The organism is Leptospira alexanderi serovar Manhao 3 str. L 60 (genome assembly GCF_000243815.2).
GTDB lineage: Bacteria > Spirochaetota > Leptospiria > Leptospirales > Leptospiraceae > Leptospira > Leptospira alexanderi.
The window spans coordinates 158,500-178,828 of the sequence record NZ_AHMT02000052.1 but is presented as its reverse complement, the minus strand read 5'-3'; the positions used below and the strand labels follow the sequence as shown (position 1 = coordinate 178,828).

Below are 20,329 nucleotides of genomic sequence, written 5' to 3'. Positions count from 1 at the left end.
CTTGAAAAACTTTTGTTAGGAAATTTCGTCATGATCTCCCAGACCTTGGAACAGGCTTTAAATTTTTAAATATCACTTTTTCGGATTAACGAACCTATATATCTTAAAAGCCAAATCCCAGATCACGGTGCTCGCCAGTTTTTCCAGCAGATAACTATTCACTCTATAAACTATATAAGCCCACACCGGAAAATACTTTCTTTTAATTTTCCGATATTCGTCGGCTATTCGTTTTCTATTTTTGAGTTGAGCGCTTACTCCATTAAGATCATATAAAGTTACAAACACGGGCGCATGTTTTATTTTCATATTTTTTTTAAACCAAAATCTGTGAAAAAATTCGAAATCTGCCGCAAATAAATATTCTTCATTATAATATCCGTATAAATCAAAAAGATCCTTACGAATGAAAGCCGCCTGGTGGCATAATGACTTTACCGACCAATAAAAATAATTCAATTTATCAGGATATTTTCTTTCAACAATTCTACCATCTTCCAAATATATTAATATATCCCCATATACTAAATCGACATCCTGCTCTAAAAATTTAGAAATTTCATATAATACATTCTTTTCTAAGAAGACATCTCCCGCATTTAAAAAAACAAGATACTCTCCTTTAGCAAGAGCCACTCCTTTGTTTTGAGCATTATAAATTCCCGCATCCTTTTCGGAGATAAACTTTCGGATTAAATCCTGATTCGACTTCAAACAATCAAGACTTCCATCTGCTGATCCCCCATCTATAATTATTAGTTCGTAGTTCACATAAGTCTGGAAACGGACACTTTCTAAGGTCCTACGCAGACCTTCCAGATTATTTAAATTGATAGTAATAATCGAAATCTTAGTTTTTTTTTCAGTCATTTATCGAAATATCTTTTTGAAACCATCTTATAGAATATTCAAATCCCAGTCGTTTTTTCGCTTTATGATAATCTTACTCATCCCTACATAATAGAGTGTCTAAAATTCTGCCTCTAAACGGGGATTTGTGCTAAAATTGGTGGTACTACTTTATGTAAAGATCAGTAGTTAGGGATTGAACACAATACTCTACCAAAAACAGATTATTTCCCTCTTTCGTTTTTAAAAAGCATTAATCCCTAAAGAAATCGCTTTTTATTTTGTAACGCGACATTCTCGGTTCCATCCAAGGCTTTTTTTAGAATCCATTCATAATCTCCACAACTTTACAAATATCATCTTCGGTATGAAAAGTTGAAATCGGAAGACTTAACGTGGTACGATGAATTTCCTCTGAAATCGCAAACTCGCCTTCTGCGTATGAAAATACGTCCTTCATTGCAACTTGTTTATGAGGAGGGATCGGATAATGAATTTCGGTCTTTACGCCGTTTTTTAGTAGATACTCTCGTAACTCATCACGTTTTGTATGGCGAATATTAAAGATATGATATACGTCGTAAGTTCCTTCATCGACTACCGGTTTTATAAAATCGTCCTTTAGATTCTCCAGATAAATCTTGGCTAAATTTCTTTTATGTCCGTTCATTGCATCCAAATATTTCAACTTGATATCTAAGATTATAGCCTGCAATTCATCTAAACGAGAATTATATCCGAGTAAATCATTCTTGTACTTGATCGAAGAGCCATAATTTCTCAGTTTCCTAATTTCCTCGTAATATAAATCGTTATCCGTCACGACGGCACCCGCATCTCCAATAGCTCCCAAATTTTTAGTGGGATAAAAACTGAATCCGTTAATTTCTCCAAACGTTCCCGTTTTCTTTCCCTTATACAAAGCGCCATGAGATTGTGCACAATCCTCTACTAAAAATAGATTATTTTTTTCCTTAATCTTCAAAATAGAGTCCATCTCGCAAGGCTTACCATACAGATGTACAGTCAGAATTCCTTTCGTTCTGAAATTAATTTTTTCCTCTATTCTTTCGGAATCGATATTATAAGTTCCAATATCCGGTTCAACTAAGATAGGTTTTAAACCTGCATGCAAAATTGCTAAAATAGAAGCTATATAAGTATTCGAAGGAACTATAATTTCCGAGTCTTTTTCTACGCTTAACGCTTTCAAGGCGAGTATAAGTGCATCCAGACCATTTCCCACTCCGATACAATACCGGTTTCCATTGTATTGGGCGAATTGATTCTCAAAGTTAGAAACTTCTTTTCCTAATATATACCACCCACTTTCTATGGTTTCAGAAAGTTTAGTTTTATATTCTTCAAAAAAGCGCTCATTGGCTAAGCGCAAATTTTCATATTCGATCATATCTAACTTTTCTCAGTCAATCGGATAAAATCCGAATAGTTTCTTATATAGTCGTCTTCTCTATAATAATCCGAAGCGGCAACAAGAAGGATACAACCGGAAGAAAAATTCTCCATAGTGTGCCAAAGCATCTTCCCCAAAAGCACTCCAACGTTATCCTTATTCATTAAGATTTCCTGTTTTACCTTTCCATCGTCTAATTTCAACGTAAAGCTTCCGTTGACGCAAAAGATCACTTGCTCAATCTGTTTATGAGCGTGCTGACCTCTTACGCTCACCGAATTCTCCAAATTATTAATATAATAAATTCGTTTTATTTCGAAAGATATATCTTTCATAGCCTCCAATATGATCAAATTCCCGTCTCTATCATCTCTGACTTTTTTTAGATGTATGTAACCCGAATTCTTAACTATAATTTCATCCATAAAATTAACCTAAACAGACATCACCCAGCGATACTTTTTTAATTCCACAACAACTGAATCGATAAATCGCATACGACAATCCGCACCGAAACAAAGTCTAACTTTATATAATATGAATATTCAAGTCTGAATATTTATAGTCCCAGCGCCAAAACCTTAAAAACAAAATTTGACGCAAAAGAGAAATCGATCAAGTCGTCACAAAACTCAAATCGTCGTAAAACGATTTTTATGCTTATAAATTCACGTCAAAATCTTGAATGATATGCGAACTACTATATAAATGTAACAACGAAAGAAGGTCGTTCGAAAACTACTCCATAAGACATTCTGCGGGAACTCCAATATTTGTTACAAATTTGTCGACTATAAATGATTTTTTCTAATGTTTGAGACAGACTCTGGCTATTTCTTATTTAAAAAAACTTCGCCTGATTTTCAGGATCTTTTTTAAAATCACCAAACTGTAGAGCAAAACATTCCAAAAAACTCCCTTCAAAATGGAATAAGAATAAAAATTTCCTTTTTCCATCATGATACACATTTCCCAAATATTCAAACTTCTTAATTTCAGATTAAAACGGGAAACCACATCGATCAATTGTTTCAAATAAAAATCATAAATAACCTTTAATGCCTTGTAATTCAATCTGTAATCGGAAATTCCAGTCCCGTAGATATTCCCCTCGTAGAATTTAAACATATGAAAATGATAAAATATGAGAGGGGTTTCATTGATCAAAATCTCTTCGTCTTTCAATCGAATTTTGTATCTTTCCGCGTTCCAGAGCGCAACACCAGCTTGTTCATTTTTTAATACGCATATGTTTTTATAAGTTTGCGGCCATACGTCCAAATATTTTTGATCTCCCAGTCGACCGTCTTCCACTCGGTTATAACACCATTCCAAACACTGCTCTCTCCAACGACTGAGACATTTCATTCCTATCTCGTCCCGTTTAAAATATACCATTTGTACATTGTAAATTCCGTTGGCTTCGAGATGCTTAAGACGATCCGGAAAACGATGCGGTATGATCATTATGGATTGTTTTTCAATTTCATCGTAAACAGGCTTCACATCGGAAAAAAAATATATGTCCGAATCCAAATAAGTAATGTGATCTACGCTCGGATTTTTAGCCAACACATAAGAAGGTAAAACCGGAGAAAGGGTCCAACAATATTCCTGCCAAGTCCGATTCCCTTTTGCCGTCAAAACGTCTTCGGACTCGATGTCGCCTAACGAAAGTATTGTGACATGATCGAATGAATTATCCTTAAAAAAAGTATAAGTTTTGTCATCCATTGCAAGCACCCAAAGATGAAAATCTCCGAAATGACGCCGAACGGATTCGTATAAAGATAATCCCAAAGGTAGGTAGTTAAAATCGAAAAGTGTGCAAAGATACTTCATTGTCAGTTATTTGTTCTTAAGGATACATAATAATTTTATTAAATACTTACTACGGATTACACATCGCTTCATTTGGAAATTATTTAAAACATTTTAGAAGTTTATGGAATTAATCGAAATTAAATTTCCACAAACTTAACCATTCCTACCTATGAGACATTCTGGTGGCTCTACACGATAAAATATTATGAATTTTCATAATGAAGCATTTAATACAAATTCAAAACATTTTAAAAATTTAATATAGTTGCTGAAAAATTCTTGTACAGATAATTTCGGATGCTACTTTATGGACAATGATATCCAAAGAAAAAGTCTTAAAGAATCCCAGAATGTCGCAAGCATTGCTTGGCATCTCTAAGCAAGAATTCAAAGCACTCTGCGTTCCATTTGGTCTTGCGCATTTATCTTTGAAAAAGAAATAAAACATAATTTTACAAAGAGTAGAAAATCAATCTTACAGGATATAGAAAAGAATTTATTCTTTTTTATCTAAAAACTTATCCGACTTACGACATTTTTAGAGCGTTTTTTAAAATGAATAGAACTACTGTTTGTAAGTTGGTAAAGCTTTTGGCGGAGGTTCTATTTCTTTCACTTGGTTCAATTGAATACTCTTCCCACAAATGAAATTTTCGATCTCAAAAGAAAGTTAAAAAACTGAAGTACATAATCAATTTTGAAGGAATTAAAAAGACATCAAAAAAAAAGAATATTATCAAACCAAAAAAGAAACCAAGAAAAGGGAACTTACCACTGCACAAAAAGTAAAAAATAGAGTTGTTGAAAAATTAATTCTCTATCCGTTTCTACTTCATTGAAATGGACGTTTGAAGCAGTTTTGTTAATCTGAATCATGGAATTTTTCAACAACTCTAATACAAAAATTAGTAAAAAAAGATTTTTCGTAGAAAATGCTTTTGCTGGTATTAAAAGATTTAGAATTACCTCAGATGTCATTAGAAGTTTTAGAAAAGATTTTAAACATCTTTTTTTGCTTTAGGCAGCACTTTGGAACCTTCATTTATTTTTTGCTAAATGTTTTAATTGGTAATTTTTCAACAACTTTAATATATACTTATAAAGTTTTTCTAAATTCAAAAATCATTCCCATTTCCCGGGTTGGTATTCCTTCCAAGATATCCGTCACTTGCAAATAACTATTAAACTCTGCAACCAAATCATATTTAACTTGAAACAAGGAAACGAATTCTTCCAAATTAAAGAACCAAGCGGGATAAGAAACATCGTAAATTTCAGGAGGAACACGTTGCACTGATACGATAGAACTCGGTAAGTCGATAAAATAGGTTCTATCTATTATAATATAAGGAAAATCGTAATTTATTATTTTTTTGATTAATGCAAAAGGATCTTTTACATATGGAAAGGAGCTCGATGCTAAAAATACATTAATTTTTCGATCTCTATCGTTAACACAAGACTCAATCGAATCATAAAAACTTAGGATATCGTCTTCGAAGTGTTTTTTGCCAACTTGAACAAAATTAGATTGTTCCACTATATTCCAAGATAGCTTTTGTATTCCTTGTAAAAAGTTTCTATTCTGATAATAACTACTCCCTAAGGATCCTCCAAAATCTAAAACATCCAACCCTAAATTGGACTTAGTCGCCGAATAAAGTAAACCAGCAAGCAACGGCCAAGAATATTGAATTTTGTCGAATAATACAGAATCTCTTTCGTAAACTGCCTCTCCTTGTTTCACTTTCAACAGTGATTGTTTGCACTTTTCGATAATCTGCTCTGAATCGTAAGATCCACACAATGCCGCTGCCTCATCCCAAGTTCTATACAGTCCGTTAAAACCGTTACGAAAAATTCCATCGCGTATTTTTAGTGTAACTCGTTTACGAAATTGTCTTTTTCCGAACGTTAACAAATCCCAAACGATAGGAGGTAAAAATTTATATGCTATTTTCTTTATATAATTTTGCAAACCCATTTCCGCTTCTTCAATAGTAATTCACTTTTTAAAAAAATTAAATTTTCCATATTCGAACTTTAAACTTTAGTAATTGTTGAGTTCAATTGAAAAAACCTCTAAAAGATCAGGCAAATTCTCACTAAGTGCCATATGATAAAACACGTTCAGAATTCCGTGTTAAACGACAGTTTTGCCTCAAATTTACGGCGCTCCATTCTGCAGAACCAATCATAAAAGGATCGACGTAAGGCGCATTTTATTTGGTTCTAATTTTAGAACTTGTCCCCAAACCTGGATAGAAATATCATCGTAAATTTTTCAAAAAACGATTTAAACCTTGGGCAAATCAGGATTTTAACATCCAGCATTCAGTCAAAATCGTTTTATAAGACGCATCATCCGACCGAAAATCCTGTCTTTAAGACTCGATCGGTTAAGTTTACGAAAATAGTCTCGATACAAATTCCTTACTTTAACGTCCTCTTCGATTTTAATCTTTTCAATTCGGATCGGCGACAAACTCAAATCAACGTCGTATTCATTTGTTATATCGCAATGTGTTCCGGAAGCGTCCAATCCTATGTTAAACACTAGCGATCTTGCGGGATATAACGTTAGTTTATTTTGTAAAAAAGCGGATGCATACCATCGAATCGCCCAGGAATCGTTCTTACCCGCAATCTGATCCTTTAACATTGTAGTATAGGGATACGATCCTTGCATATCAAATTCATACATTAGATTTTCCGAAATTAGCTTATCTAAAAGTTTTTGTCCGTCGGCTTCGAATAAATCCCATCCCCTTTTCCAAGTTGCCCATCCCCAACAATCGGAGCCCCTTAAAAAATACGTCTCCGGTGTTTTTGCTCCAAACGGCAAACGATAAGCATGTATGGAAACCACACGATCTACATTTTTATAATATTCCAATCCGTGATTCAGGTAAGTCAAAAAATACTTGGAGGTAACCATATCGTCTTCTAAAACGATAACTTTTCCATACTTTCCTACGAGCTCCGTCACCCCTGATATGATGGATTTGGACAACCCGGCATTTGTTTCCTTTTCATAAATAGTGACTTTTTTGAAACCAACCGCATTTTTGACAACCGACCTGACTTCTTTGATCTTATCCATATTCGAATTGGACTTAGGCCCATCACAAAATACGAATAGTTCCGATTGGTCTGCATTATCATTTCTTGATAAAGAATCAATAGTTCTTTTCGTATGTTCCGGCCTATTATAAACAAACAGTGCGATCGGAGCTAATTCCATCGTCTAACCGTCCTTAAACAGTTGATTTTTAAATTGATTGAGACGACTAAACATTCTCCAAAAAAAGACCGATTCCAATTGGATAAAAAATATTTCGCGAGTGCGTTTAAATAAAAGATTAAATAAAGTACTAGCTATAAATTGGGAAATTACGGTAGCGATGGCGGCTCCCTTAATTCCGTAGAGTGGAATCAAAAAATAATTTAGAATTATATTCGCCAAACAACCAGATATACTTTTATACAATTCACCTTTTGGTAAATTTTCCGTTAAATAATATCGGCTGCTTGCTACTCCTAAAAAAACAAAAATTCCAGCCCAAATATGGATCGCCAATATGGTTCCCGCTTCCGAAAATTTTTCTCCGAAAAATAGACGTATAATCGGATCCGATAAAAATGTCATCGGGATTGCTATCATCAAGGCTAGTAAAAACATAAACGAATGCAAAAGACCCAATCTTTCCAAATATAATTTTTGACTGAATTCCTTTGCTTTTAATATTGCGGGAAATATCGATGACGCGACCGTCATAGGAATAAAGTACCAAACTTCGCTAATTTTAACCGCCGCGGTATATACTCCAACCGCTTCGTCTCCCATCATTTGTCCGATCATAATCTGATCGATTCGCATATATACGATTACGGCAAGTCCGGATAATAACAACATCCAACTATCTCTCAATAATGCGCGCGCCCTTCTCCAATTCGCATGGATTACAGATAAAGATCCATTATGATATTTATATAATAAAGAATAACCAAATAAACTAATAAATGATTCGATTAGACCGACCCAAATGAACGCAAATATTTCCAAATCATTCAAAATCAATAAAATCCTGATTCCGGAAAACACGACAAACAATCCGTTGTCGATCCACACAAAATATTTGGATAACACTTGCGCTTCGTACCAATACTTTACGACACCGACGGCTCGAAAAATCAACGTTAATCCGACAAGAAATACCATCCAAAATAGATCCGACTCATCGGGTCTAAGTAGGGGAATGAATAAAATTGCTCCTGCGAATGCAATTATTCCAGCGATAAGTTGTAGTAAAAACGAGGTTGAAATGATCTCTTCTTTATGGGTCTTTTCCCTAATGAGTTCTCTTACAACAACCCCATCGAGTCCTAAATTTGTAAAACTGCCGATCAACGCGATATATGCGATTACATAATTTAACTTTCCATAACTATCAGGTCCTAGATAACGGGCGATCCAAACTCCCAAGAACATTCCCACGCCCATTCTGAAAATTTTATCGAAAAAAAGCCATCCGCTGTTATGCAGGATTTTTTCCAGATTCGGATATAGTGCGTATAGTTTGGTAAGCATCTTTATAACTTATGTAAGCTAATCAAGTTTACATTTATTAAAAATCGTCTTAAACTTTAAAGAAAGAACAAAAAGACAAAAGAAGCAAGTAAGCTCTACTCTCAAGTGATTTCATAAAAACAGATCCTATTCTTTCGACAAATTTCAAGAAACTCACGGATGAAATTATAACCGCCAAAAAATGATCAAAAAGAGTATGGTCGATAAAATTTCGTCACCTAGTACGGGCTTAAAAATACCAAATATACCAATATACAATAACGATGCGAGAAGGGATAAATAATAAGGATTCAAAGAAATGAAGGAATGTGAAAATTTGGCAATTAAGAATCCGAAAAGAATTCCCATAATGATCGTAAAGGGAATTCCGCCATCTTTATAAAGGCTAAATAGAACCGACCCGAACGCATTATAAAATTTCCCTGTACCATCTGAAGCATAACCTAAAAGACGATTTTCATGCAAATATGATCCTATAAAATCACCTTGCACTTGTATTTGAAGTGGTATTTTAAATAATCCCAACATAAAAGAAAAACTTCGCTCCAATCCTCCTAAAGAAGCCCGCCCATAGGTTTTTTCATGCAAAATAGATTTTTCATTTTTCAATTCAGTATCGAACAGAACGAAAGATTCAGTATGATAATCTATTAAGTAATAATTTATAATCTCTTTAAAAGAGATCTTCTTTCCCGGATTTCGTACAGTGCTAATAAAAAAAATTAAAATAAAAATCCCAACTATGGCAAATACGTATTTTCTATTAAATAATTTAAAAATATTTTCACGATTTCTAAAAGCTCTCACCATAAAGATAAAAAGTATTTCTATTAAAACATAATAAAAGCCAAAACGTCCCAAAAAGATCAATGTATCCATGGCGACTAAAATCGACGCCAAAATGAGAACCCTTATCTTATTTAGTCGCAGGAAAAATGCTCCTCCTAAAAATAAAGAAGCAAAAATCAAAGGCATCACAGCCAAAGAATAATAGTATAAATACTTATTTTTACCAAATACAATAGACTCTCCATACAAGCCGTATGCATGCGCTCTGAATCTAAAATGAGGAACAGTATCAGGCATGAAATGAAGATAAATCGATTTCAGAAAAAAAAATAAAACAACGGGAAATATAAAAATTAAAATAAAAATGAAAAAATATTTTTCTTTGTCTTTTGTCAAAATTCGAAATACGGAGTAAGATTTCGAAGATAAGCTAATTTTTCGTTTATGGCTGAATAACTTAAAAATACCCGCTCCTACAGTGACAAATGATAAAAGCATTATATAAAGAAAATACGTAAAGTTGGATGGTACAAAAAGCCCTGTTAATGAAAAAGAAGAGATAAATAACCAGAAAAACCAATAAGCCTGAATTAAAATCAGAACCCAACTCATTTTCTTGAGAAAAAAATACGAAAACGAAATATTTAAAAGAGCGAAACCTAAAATTAGAAATGACATTGACTTATACCTATTTTAAAGATTTTTCATTTTTCAATTCTTCTACCTAGCTCCAAAACCTGTCAAAATCGTCTTAACGGTTTTAAACGTGATCAACATGTCGAGCCAAAATGAAAAATTCTTTATATAATAAAAGTCGTATTCTAACTTAACGTTCATGCCTTCTACTTCTGCCGCGTAACCTTGTTCCACCTGTGCCCAACCGGATATACCGGGTCTAACGATATGCCGATAAGCAAAAAAAGGAACATCTTTTTCATACCATTCCGAAAGTTCCATAGACTCAGGTCTAGGGCCAATAAAGCTCATATCCCCCTTTAGAACATTAAAAATTTGTAATGTTTCGTCAAAACGATATTTCCGCAATATTTTCCCAACTTTAGTGATCCTAACGTCGTTTTCTCCCTTTGTAAATCCCTCGCCTTTTTTTTCCACATACATGGTCCGAAATTTATAAAGAGTAAAAATCTTTCCACGATATCCCATTCTTTTTTGAGAAAATATGACTCCTCCCCCACTTTCTAAGCGGATGAGAACTGCTATTAACAGCATAAAAGGAAAAAAAAGTGGAAAAAAGATTAAAGCAGCTATGAAATCAATAACTCGTTTTATCGTTTCATAAAACCGGGAAGGCAATAAAGAACCAAATTCATTTTCGGAAAGATGGTTAACTTTTACTCTTCCCGTTAAAGATTCTATTATTTGTTTAGTATGATAAACAGGCACTCGCGATAAAGTGCAACGTGCTAAAAATTTTTCCCATTCAGGGGTCAAGTTTTTTGCACGCAGATCAGCCACTACTGCATCGAATCTTTCTTTTCCCAAATCAGGCCTTTTTAAAAAAACAAATTGTGTTCCATGACTCTCTCGAAATTCCAGAGCTTCTCCAAAAGGAACTAACGCAAATCTTTGTAAACGGTATCTATGTCCTATGAAATATCCTATATAACACCAAGCTAACGTAATAAGAGAGCCTAATACGATAACCTGGACACTATAGTCCAATCGATTTATTAAATAGAAAGCAATTAAAATACCAAATATGATTGCGGTTGTTGGTAAAATATAAGCAGAAGATTGAGCCCCCGGATATTTTAACAATCTCCTCAATGAAATAAAAGTAATATTGAAAGCAATAAAAACACCGATCACTGAATTTAAGCTATTTTTGTCTATATGATTCCAAAAGTTCCATCCCCACAAAGGAACTACAGTAATACAAGAAACTAGCAAACCACCAACTGTTAATTGAAAAATTGTACTTAACAGTATTTGTTCATGAATTCTAGAATGGCGTCTGACGTACATAAATTAGGAAAAAGTTTCCAAAACAGTATCAACAGCATTATCAACGGAAAATTTATTCCTAAGAAGTAAATTTGCGTTTTTACCCATTTGCTTTCTGATCTTATCATCCAATAAAATGAGTGCATTTTTGTAAAGCCCTTCATCGTCGCCTGCTATTGTGATCAAACCGGATTGGGAATCCTCCAATATCTTCTTTAGATCATTCCCCGGATTTACAACACCAAGAATAGGTTTTCCCTGAACCATATAACCCAAAATTTTTCCCGGAAAATTATGCGTTTTATGGTTAAAGTGCAAAGTAAAAAGCCCTACATCAAATTCTGCCAACATAATTTTAAACTCTTCTTGCGGTATAGGGTCCAAGAGAATCATATTAGTTAATTTTAAATCTTGAATTGAATTTCGAACTATTCCTACTTCATCCCCAGTTCCAACTAATAAGAAAGCGGCATCAGTGCGAGATTTCATTTTATCCGCTAAGCGAACAAGATTCATCATATCTTGAGCTTTGCCAATGTTTCCACCGTAAAAAAAAACGACCTTCTCCTCTAAATTCAGTTTTTTGCGATAAAAGTTTTCCTTGTTCAATACCGGAGAATCAGTGGCCCAATTATAAAGAAGTCGAGTGTTCTTAAATTCCGGAAACTTCTTGGAAAACCATTCCATATTTGCAGGAGATTGGATGCCAATCCAATTCGCTGTTTTGTAATTTAGTTTTTCATAATATCTAAAAAAAAATGCCATTAAAGACTTTTCACGGATTATTCCATTGTCGATGACCCATTGAGGAAAAAAATCTCTTAGTATCAAATAAGACGGAACTCTCCAAAGTTTTTTCAATCGAAATACTAAACTCCCCCAAAAGATAGAAGGGGAATAATAAATGATCAGATCATGTCGATTTTGGATAAAATATTTTTTTAGATATCTCCATGCTCTTCTGGAAAGCATCAATTCATTGATGAGGCGCCTTATCTTTGAAACGTTTTTAATTCTACCAGATACAAATTGTAAAATAGAGACTCCATCTAAACTTTTTCTTTTGTAACTTTCATCCAAATCCACCCCAGGAGTAACAACCGTAATTTCATGTCCTTTTTCTTTGAATTTCACCGCCAATTCATGCATCATTTTAGCGGCCACTTTTGTACTACTAGGAAGATAATCATCTACTACGATACAAATTCTCAAAATAACATCCTAATATTTTTTCCAGACCACTCGATTGACGTAATCCGTATAACTATGAATGATCCGAACCACTTTTTCAGAAACATTCGGCATGCTATAATCTCCGACATTTCTCAAAAGCCTTCTTTCCCCTCTAGATTGCGTTTCTAAAACTTGAAGAGCTTGTAATATTCTTTCTTTCTCTAAGCCGACCATCATCACTGTCGCCTCTTCCATTCCTTCCGGCCTTTCATGGGCCTCTCGAATATTTAAAGCCGGAAAATTAAGTATAGAAGATTCTTCGGTAATCGTTCCGCTGTCTGAAAGAACAGCTTTTGAGGATAATTGGAGTTTATTATAGTCTTTAAAACCCAAAGGTTTTAACAGTTGAACAAGTGGATTAAACGAAATATTCAGCGTATTGATTTTCTTTTGAGTCCTAGGATGTGTTGAAATAATAACTGGAATTTTAAAAACATCCGCTATCGTGTTGATAATATCGACTAGCTTAGAAAAATTTTTATCCGGATCTATATTCTCTTCTCTATGTGCACTTACAACAAAATATTCTCCTTCCGAAAGACGCAATTTTTCTAAAATATTGGAATTAAAAATCCCTTCTTTATAATAATCCAATACCTCAAACATAGGACTTCCCGTCTTAATTACCATATCGGACGGCAAACCTTCTTTCAAAAGATATTCCCTAGCGATACTGCTGTAGGTCAGATTAATATCAGCGGTATGATCAACGATGCGCCTGTTGATTTCTTCGGGGACACGTTGGTCGAAACAACGATTCCCTGCTTCCATATGGAAAATAGGTATTTTTCTTCTTTTTGCAGGAATTACCGCCATACAGCTGTTCGTATCTCCTAAAACTAAAACAGCATCTGGACAAATCTGAGAAAGTAATTCATCAACTTTAATAATAACGTTCCCAATCGTTGTTGCCCCCGATGTTCCCGCAGCATTTAAAAAATGATCAGGCTTTCTAATTTCTAAATCATTAAAAAAAATCTCATTGAGTTCATAATCATAATTTTGGCCGGTATGAATAACCACATGATCGCAATATTGATCGAGTTTTACAAGAACTCGAGATAATCGGATGATTTCTGGTCTTGTACCTATAATTGTGGAAACTTTTAATTTTTTCATAAATCGATCTTACACGAATGCGTATCGGGTCTAGACCTATCAAAAATCTCACTTGCCCAAAGCATCACAACCATTTCCTCTTCGCCGACATTTGTAATATCGTGAGTCCATCCGGGTATAGATTCTACAACCTGGGGAGAATCTCCTTCCGTAAAAGTCTCAAAATATTCATTTGTTAGAATATGCCGAAAACGAAATTTTGCCCTTCCCATAATGACAAGAAATTTCTCAATTTTACTGTGATGATAATGTTCTCCTCGCGTTATACCAGGATGCGCCGTAAAAAAAGAAAACTGACCCGCGTCTTGAGTCTTAAGCATTTCCACAAAAACTCCCCTTTGGTCTTTGTATTGAGGAATGGAATAAGAAAACGACTTAGTATCCAAATGACTGGTAAACGTTGCGTATAAGGCACGTTCTAAACCTGTTCCGACATTCGGAATTATTAAATCCTTACGACTTTGTTTAAAAGACTGTAATATTTTATAGAGTTCGTCTAAAGTTATTTTATAGGAAATAACATCAGGATCAACGCTACGAGATAAATTTTTCAAAACATCAACAAATTTATCGATCACATCGTCGATATATGTTAAAACAATACTTGTATTTGGATCATTAATTTTGACGGGTAGATCTCTGATAATATTATAGCAAAACGTGGCTACTACGGAATTGTAATTCGGACGACACCATTTCCCAAATACATTCGGTAAACGAAATATAAAAACCGGATTTCCATTTTCTGCCTGTAAACGGTTAAGTAAGAATTCTGCTTCTAATTTACTCTTACCATACTCGTTATCCAGTGTAGCTTGAATTGAAGACGAAAAAAGAATAGGAGTCTTTTTACTTTCTTTCTTTAATAAATTGCAAATATATTCAGTTAAACCCGTATTTACTTTTTTAAACTCCAACAACTCCTCTGGACGATTTACTCCGGCTAAATGAAAAATAAAATCTGCTTGGGAAACCCATTGAGACAATTCCTCCTTCGTAGATTCTCTGACATAAGAAAATATCTTAAACTCTTTGTTTTCCTTCAATCGATAGGCCAGATTTTTCCCAATAAAACCGTTTGCACCCGTTACTAAAACATTCATAATAATTTAATCAATTATCTCAGCCGGTTTTCCTTCTATTACGTTCCTAATGAAGTGTAACTTTAACAACATCTTCTTCATTTCTTCCAAATTCAGTCTTTTTGTGTTATGAGAATTATAATCCTCTAATAGAGAAATCTTTTTTTCTCCCTGATCAATAAACTTCCCATAATTTAAATCTCTTAAATCAGGTGGAATTCTATAATAATCTTTTAAGTCTTCTACACTGGCCATTTCTTCGCGACTCAGGAGAGTCTCATAGAGCTTTTCTCCGTGGCGAGTGCCTATAATTTCGATAGGATGATGAATCTTATCTAATAATTCTAATAATGCTTTTGATAAAGTTTCAATCGTAGCAGCTGGAGCCTTTTGCACAAAAATATCTCCGTTGTTTCCGTTTTGAAATGCGTATAATACTAGCTCCACTGCATCTTCTAAGGACATCATGAATCGTGTCATATTCGGATCGGTTATAGTAATGGGTTTGTCATTTTTAATTTGTTCTATAAAAAGGGGAATCACAGACCCTCTAGATGCCATCACATTCCCATACCGAGTTCCGCAAACCACCATATCTGTTTTTTCGATACTTCTAGACTTAGCTACCATGACTTTTTCCATCATAGCTTTTGATATACCCATTGCATTGATGGGATAAACTGCTTTGTCAGTACTCAAACAAACCACTTTTCTGACATCAGACTGAATGGCGGCCTCAATTACATTTTCAGTCCCCAATACGTTAGTTTTAACTGCTTCTAAAGGAAAAAATTCACAAGAAGGTACTTGTTTCAAAGCGGCAGCATGAAATACGTATTCAACCCCTCGAAAAGCGTTCCTGATCGAATCTAAATCTCTAACGTCTCCGATAAAAAATTTAAGCTTAGAATTATTATATTTCTTTCTTAAATCATCTTGTTTTTTCTCGTCTCTACTAAAAATCCTAATTTCTCTGATATCACTATTCAAAAATCGATCTAAAACTGCTTTTCCAAAAGAGCCCGTTCCGCCCGTTATTAAAAGAGATTTATTTTTAAACATTAAATCCAACTCCATTACTTGTTCATTATCCATCTAAAACATCGTGGAAAAAATTAAAAGTGGAATGTGCAGTCTTTTTCCAGTCATAGATCTTACTTCTTTTATAAGCACTTTGCGCCAATTTCGCTCTTAAATTCGGTGACTCTATCAGTTTCATTAAAGCGTCGGCTATACTCATTGGATCCTCGGGATTAAAATACAAAGCATGATCCAACAATATTTCCTTCATCGATGACATGTTTGAACACGCAATGGGTAACCCCGCAGACATAGCCTCCGTTACGATCTGTCCGAAAGTCTCGCATGAAGAAGCAAAAACAAAGATGTCCGCAGAATGATATTTCTTTTGAAGTCGTTCATGTTCAACTTGACCTGAATAATAAATGTATTTCCCAGCAGGATCATATTGATTCATTTTTTTTATCAATAATTTCAAACTCGGTTCGTACGCGGAACCGATAAACTCGATTGAAACTGGAAATTTTAAATCTCGCAATATTGAAATTGCTTCTGCAACATTCCATTGATGCTTATACATATCAATTGTTGATACATATAAAATCTTTATAGGTTTTGAGAATGTATATTTATCTATTTTCTTTTGTTTTCGAATTTCTTTTGAAAATCTAGGATGAATACCATGAGGTATAATCGTAGTCTTATTTAAGGATTTTTTAATAACTTTTTGAACCGAGTCCTTGGCATACTTCGTCAAAAAAATAATACCGTTCGCCTTTCGAAAAGTCGTCGACTGCAAAAAATAAAGAATTATATTTCGAACCAATTGCCAAGATAGTCCATAACGTCTCATCTCTCTCCATTCAAAGGGTAGAAGATTTTGATTGATAGTGACAAAAGGTCTAAAACTTCCCAAATAATAACCACCGGGGATAAACAATAGATCACAGTTTTTTATTTTCTTTCTTAGTATAAATTTTTGCCAATAAATTCTCCACAAAAGAGATTTGTCCAAAAAAGGTTCGTGGGTCTTTTTTAACCAATTTCGATCTTCTAATTTGTCTAGGATTTTTTCTCCACCCCATACAATCACTTTTTCAAAACCGAAATGAGTTGGATTAGCCGCCCTTAAAAGCTCAGCGAGATGGGCAACACCTCCCCCGCTATAAATATTTGAAGCATCAATTCCTAAAATCATCGCCAAACTTTAAACAGTTTTATAAAAATAAAACAAAAAGTCAAAATTGTTAAGTATATAAGATAATTATAAACTATTTAAATTTAAACCAAAATCAATTTTTCTCATTGATAGAAATAATTCTATTTTTGATCTTTAGAATTATAAAGTTAGAATTATAAAGCAAAACACTTAAAATTATGGTAAATTCGAGTATATATTTAATAAGCGTATTTGGTAAATCTCTAAAAAAGAAAAAAGGAAGGAAAGAACAAATCGCTATATAAATGCCCGACAAACTTTCGTTTCTTTTTAAAAAGTTTAAACTTAAGGATAAGAAAAACATAAAAAACATTGCGCCAATCAATCCAAAATTCGCCACCAACTCAACATAACTATGTGTTGTGCCCTGAAACACACTGATGCCATTCCCCATTTCAGATATAGCCTGAATATATTTAAATTTTTCCGGAAATAGAATGGAAGGAATAATTCCAATGATATTGCTTAATAAAGGAATCGGAAATTCAATAAGATGGAGCTCGTTCTTGTTTAAATGAGAAATCAAAGTCATCCCTACATACCCAGGCTCCATCAAAAAGTTTTGAATAATTTTAAAAAAGGTAACGTTATATTGAACACGAATCAGCCCCCAAATCGCATTCAAAATCGCCAAACCACTTATAACAATAACAGAAGGTATAAGCTGAAAACCTTTCAGTATTCTTGCCAAAATCAGAACCATAGAAATGATCGATAATGTAAAATATCCACGATTTCCGGTGGAATACATTAAAAATCCAAACAATAAAGAAACAATTAAGTATTTATTGAAAAAAATCTTTATCATATCTTTTCGTTTTTCAGAAATATGATAAAGATCGGAGCGATTGGACGCATAGATACAAAATAAAACAACCAAGGAAACATTTACAGAAATAAACCAGCCTCTCTGTAAGGGCCATTCCGGAACCGCAGAATATCCTCTAAACAAAACCGGAAGCATATATTTAAGAGATATGATGCCGAATAAGACCAATCCATAAAAAAATAAATTGATGGGCGTCTTAGAAAAATCATATTGCTTTTTCAATAAATTCCATTTGTAAAACTTCCTTTTATAAATGATTTCACCTAACAAAAACGAAAGTATCAAAAGTAAGGAAGTCGCTAAGTATAAAATTTTCGCTTCCAAACTTACAAGTTCATAAGATTCAACAACATCAATACTTAAAACTACATTATTTCTATCTTCGATTTCATAGGGAATGAACGGAAGATACCAATAATAGATAAACCCTATCATAAGTAGAAAATTATGATCTATGATTAATTTCCATTCTTTAATATTTACTTTTAGTATGTATAGCAAAAGAAACGTTATTATAAAAAGAACAAATCCGATAATCATCTAATATTCTCCAAATTTTAGCTAATAAAGAATTAGAGTTTTCTTATACTTTTAAGAAAAATTTAAAGTTTATCGCGTTAGGCGATAATTCTTAAGTTTTTAAATGCGTGAATCTTTACAAACACTGTTTTAATGTTTCAAACTGTTAAAAGAACAAGCCCATTTCCATTGTAAAAAGAAAAATGATTACGGATTACAGTATAGAATTCGCACACTCTGGTAATTTACTGGACTGAAATTCAACGAGCATAGCTGTAAAAAAGTCGTTTCGGTTAAACGGATTTCTATTCGCCCGGTTACTTTTAGTTTTGCTTATTGTATTTCCTATACACCCTGAAAAAGGAGTATTCTTAGTCGTATCTCCGAACATTAGGATGTGTGTCACATTTTCATCTTTTATTTTCTTTAAATAAGGACTGGCAACAGCAAAATTAAAGTCTACAAAACTAGTCCAATCTAAAGACAAAGTTTTTCTCTGGGAAAGTGCAATTGATCTGTGCTGAGACAACAAAACCGCGTCTTTAGGTAAAACCAAATCTACCCATTTCATCAAACTATATCCGTTCGCATATTGATTCATAATTTTTTCTCTCATTGGAACCGAAAAAATTCCAGGAAGTAACTGATAGATTCCAACGATTATAATACATAAAGTAACAAAAGCTTGTAAAAGAATTCCTGTACTGACCGCCTCCTTCATAAATCTAATATTCCATTTTCTAAATGAATTGAAACTGATCAAAGAAATTAACATCCACACAAATGGTTCCAAAAAAAACCTGGAAGCTTTTTGTCCTATTAAACTTCCCAATACAACAAAAAGAAATATCATTACATTCAATAAGAATGTCGGGGCAGCAGGTTTCACAAATATCATCAGAAATAACCCCGCACCGATAACCGTCGTAACTACTTCAAGTTGATTAGGAAAAATCAATGATAACGGAAAACTCAATGTGCTATCTTGATAGCTACGAAGTGCAACTTCAAACAAATCCACGCCCGGCAATGAACCGGGTAAAGGAGAGACTAACGCATTTACTATGGAGCTATTGTAATTTTCGATTTTCCAAAATACGGAAGGAAAAATTATCAAAACGAAGAAAAAGATAGCTATAAGAACTCCATAAAAAAACAATCTGGCAGAACCCAGTAAAAAGATAGAAAAAAAGCCGATCAAGAATGCAGATAGAAAAAATGAAAACTTTGCCTGAGTGACGGACATAGTCAATAGGCAGATAAGATTAAAAATGGATAATTTACTTTTATCAGTTTTTGTTTTAGAAATAATTTCTAAAAATAATACTACGGCAAACGAGGTCATTCCAATCTGAAGCAGTTGTGGTTTCGGTGAACTTACCAAAAAAACCAAAACCGGAGATGAAAGAAATGCGATTACAATGATTTTTCTCCATATTCCGTCATTTTCAGAGAATCTTTCAGTAAAAGAATACAATGATAATATCCCATAAATGCTTAAAAGACCGCAATACTGAAGTAAAGAACCGAATTGTTCCGCTCCAATTGCTAAGCCGAACGCATTCAAAACTTCTCCGCTCCCGGCTAATCTTCCATGAAACCAACCAGACAATACTGGCATCTTTCCCTGATTTAAAATCTCAATTGCAACTCCGATATGGTAGTCCAACGAATCAGCATTCGTTATAGGACAAAGAGCAAGAAACCCGTAACACACTACTAAAAAAACTGCCAGTCGATTTAAAAATTCATTTCCATCGGTTAAACCAAAAGTTCTTTTCAGAAAAGAATATTTATCCTTAAGCAAAAAAAGCAAAATCTTCTGTTTACAGCGTGTTCCAAAACTTAATTGCACTTTATTAGAAAGATCAAGCTG

The 20,329-nt window shown here is 33.8% G+C and carries 15 protein-coding genes and 1 pseudogene; all 16 read right to left on the bottom strand.

What is annotated here, in order from left to right; genetic code table 11:
• Positions 1-72: 72 nt before the first annotated feature.
• Positions 73-870, bottom strand: a complete 798-nt coding sequence (locus tag LEP1GSC062_RS16930) for a glycosyltransferase family 2 protein (RefSeq protein ID WP_020985004.1) — start codon at positions 868-870, stop codon at positions 73-75.
• Between the two features lie 298 nt (positions 871-1,168).
• Positions 1,169-2,260, bottom strand: a complete 1,092-nt coding sequence (locus LEP1GSC062_RS16925) for a DegT/DnrJ/EryC1/StrS family aminotransferase (RefSeq protein WP_010578328.1) — start codon at positions 2,258-2,260, stop codon at positions 1,169-1,171.
• A 2-nt stretch (positions 2,261-2,262) separates the two neighbouring features.
• Complete coding sequence (locus tag LEP1GSC062_RS16920) at positions 2,263-2,688, bottom strand: sugar 3,4-ketoisomerase (protein WP_020984840.1); 426 nt, start codon at positions 2,686-2,688, stop codon at positions 2,263-2,265.
• 412 nt (positions 2,689-3,100) lie between these two features.
• The gene (locus tag LEP1GSC062_RS16915) at positions 3,101-4,105 is read right to left on the bottom strand and encodes a hypothetical protein (protein ID WP_010578330.1); all 1,005 of its coding nucleotides are present in this window, start codon (positions 4,103-4,105) and stop codon (positions 3,101-3,103) included.
• A gap of 1,078 nt (positions 4,106-5,183) precedes the next feature.
• Positions 5,184-6,065 (bottom strand): TIGR04325 family methyltransferase, encoded by an 882-nt coding sequence (locus LEP1GSC062_RS16905; RefSeq protein WP_039942523.1) that lies wholly within the window; start codon positions 6,063-6,065, stop codon positions 5,184-5,186.
• 360 nt (positions 6,066-6,425) lie between these two features.
• A complete protein-coding gene (locus LEP1GSC062_RS16900; RefSeq protein WP_010578331.1) occupies positions 6,426-7,331 on the bottom strand; it encodes a glycosyltransferase family A protein in 906 nt (301 codons plus the stop codon).
• A 3-nt stretch (positions 7,332-7,334) separates the two neighbouring features.
• A complete protein-coding gene (locus tag LEP1GSC062_RS16895) occupies positions 7,335-8,678 on the bottom strand; it encodes a flippase (protein ID WP_020985007.1) in 1,344 nt (447 codons plus the stop codon).
• Positions 8,679-8,843: 165 nt separating this feature from the next.
• Positions 8,844-10,145, bottom strand: a complete 1,302-nt coding sequence (locus tag LEP1GSC062_RS16890; RefSeq protein WP_020984854.1) for an O-antigen polymerase — start codon at positions 10,143-10,145, stop codon at positions 8,844-8,846.
• Positions 10,146-10,187: 42 nt separating this feature from the next.
• Positions 10,188-11,453: a sugar transferase gene (locus LEP1GSC062_RS16885; protein WP_020984921.1), complete on the bottom strand. Its 1,266-nt coding sequence runs from the start codon at positions 11,451-11,453 to the stop codon at positions 10,188-10,190.
• Positions 11,454-11,456: 3 nt separating this feature from the next.
• Positions 11,457-12,644, bottom strand: a complete 1,188-nt coding sequence (locus LEP1GSC062_RS16880; RefSeq protein WP_020984971.1) for a glycosyltransferase family 4 protein — start codon at positions 12,642-12,644, stop codon at positions 11,457-11,459.
• Between the two features lie 9 nt (positions 12,645-12,653).
• Entirely contained in the window at positions 12,654-13,784 is a 1,131-nt protein-coding gene (gene wecB, locus LEP1GSC062_RS16875; protein WP_010578333.1) for a non-hydrolyzing UDP-N-acetylglucosamine 2-epimerase, read from the bottom strand.
• A complete protein-coding gene (gene wbjC / locus LEP1GSC062_RS16870; RefSeq protein WP_010578334.1) occupies positions 13,781-14,887 on the bottom strand; it encodes a UDP-2-acetamido-2,6-beta-L-arabino-hexul-4-ose reductase in 1,107 nt (368 codons plus the stop codon). Before wbjC ends, wecB begins: the two co-directional genes overlap by 4 nt.
• Before the next feature lie 6 nt (positions 14,888-14,893).
• The gene (locus tag LEP1GSC062_RS16865) at positions 14,894-15,928 is read right to left on the bottom strand and encodes a polysaccharide biosynthesis protein (RefSeq protein ID WP_020984891.1); all 1,035 of its coding nucleotides are present in this window, start codon (positions 15,926-15,928) and stop codon (positions 14,894-14,896) included.
• Between the two features lie 25 nt (positions 15,929-15,953).
• Positions 15,954-17,084 (bottom strand): glycosyltransferase family 4 protein, encoded by a 1,131-nt coding sequence (locus LEP1GSC062_RS16860; protein WP_020984830.1) that lies wholly within the window; start codon positions 17,082-17,084, stop codon positions 15,954-15,956.
• A gap of 94 nt (positions 17,085-17,178) precedes the next feature.
• On the bottom strand, positions 17,179-18,474 hold the full coding sequence (locus LEP1GSC062_RS16855) for a hypothetical protein (protein WP_020985003.1): 1,296 nt from the start codon (positions 18,472-18,474) through the stop codon (positions 17,179-17,181).
• A gap of 193 nt (positions 18,475-18,667) precedes the next feature.
• Positions 18,668-20,287, bottom strand: a pseudogene (locus LEP1GSC062_RS16850) (DUF1420 family protein); the annotation flags it as partial.
• Positions 20,288-20,329 lie beyond the last annotated feature (42 nt).

Coding starts and splice junctions, on each gene's coding strand:
- LEP1GSC062_RS16930 (WP_020985004.1), bottom strand. CDS start 870: ATGACTGAAAAAAAAACTAAGATTTCGATTATTACTATCAATTTAAAT.
- LEP1GSC062_RS16925 (WP_010578328.1), bottom strand. CDS start 2,260: ATGATCGAATATGAAAATTTGCGCTTAGCCAATGAGCGCTTTTTTGAA.
- LEP1GSC062_RS16920 (WP_020984840.1), bottom strand. CDS start 2,688: ATGGATGAAATTATAGTTAAGAATTCGGGTTACATACATCTAAAAAAA.
- LEP1GSC062_RS16915 (WP_010578330.1), bottom strand. CDS start 4,105: ATGAAGTATCTTTGCACACTTTTCGATTTTAACTACCTACCTTTGGGA.
- LEP1GSC062_RS16900 (WP_010578331.1), bottom strand. CDS start 7,331: ATGGAATTAGCTCCGATCGCACTGTTTGTTTATAATAGGCCGGAACAT.
- LEP1GSC062_RS16895 (WP_020985007.1), bottom strand. CDS start 8,678: ATGCTTACCAAACTATACGCACTATATCCGAATCTGGAAAAAATCCTG.
- LEP1GSC062_RS16890 (WP_020984854.1), bottom strand. CDS start 10,145: ATGTCATTTCTAATTTTAGGTTTCGCTCTTTTAAATATTTCGTTTTCG.
- LEP1GSC062_RS16885 (WP_020984921.1), bottom strand. CDS start 11,453: ATGTACGTCAGACGCCATTCTAGAATTCATGAACAAATACTGTTAAGT.
- wecB (WP_010578333.1), bottom strand. CDS start 13,784: ATGAAAAAATTAAAAGTTTCCACAATTATAGGTACAAGACCAGAAATC.
- wbjC (WP_010578334.1), bottom strand. CDS start 14,887: ATGAATGTTTTAGTAACGGGTGCAAACGGTTTTATTGGGAAAAATCTG.
- LEP1GSC062_RS16865 (WP_020984891.1), bottom strand. CDS start 15,928: ATGTTTAAAAATAAATCTCTTTTAATAACGGGCGGAACGGGCTCTTTT.
- LEP1GSC062_RS16860 (WP_020984830.1), bottom strand. CDS start 17,084: ATGATTTTAGGAATTGATGCTTCAAATATTTATAGCGGGGGAGGTGTT.
- LEP1GSC062_RS16855 (WP_020985003.1), bottom strand. CDS start 18,474: ATGATTATCGGATTTGTTCTTTTTATAATAACGTTTCTTTTGCTATAC.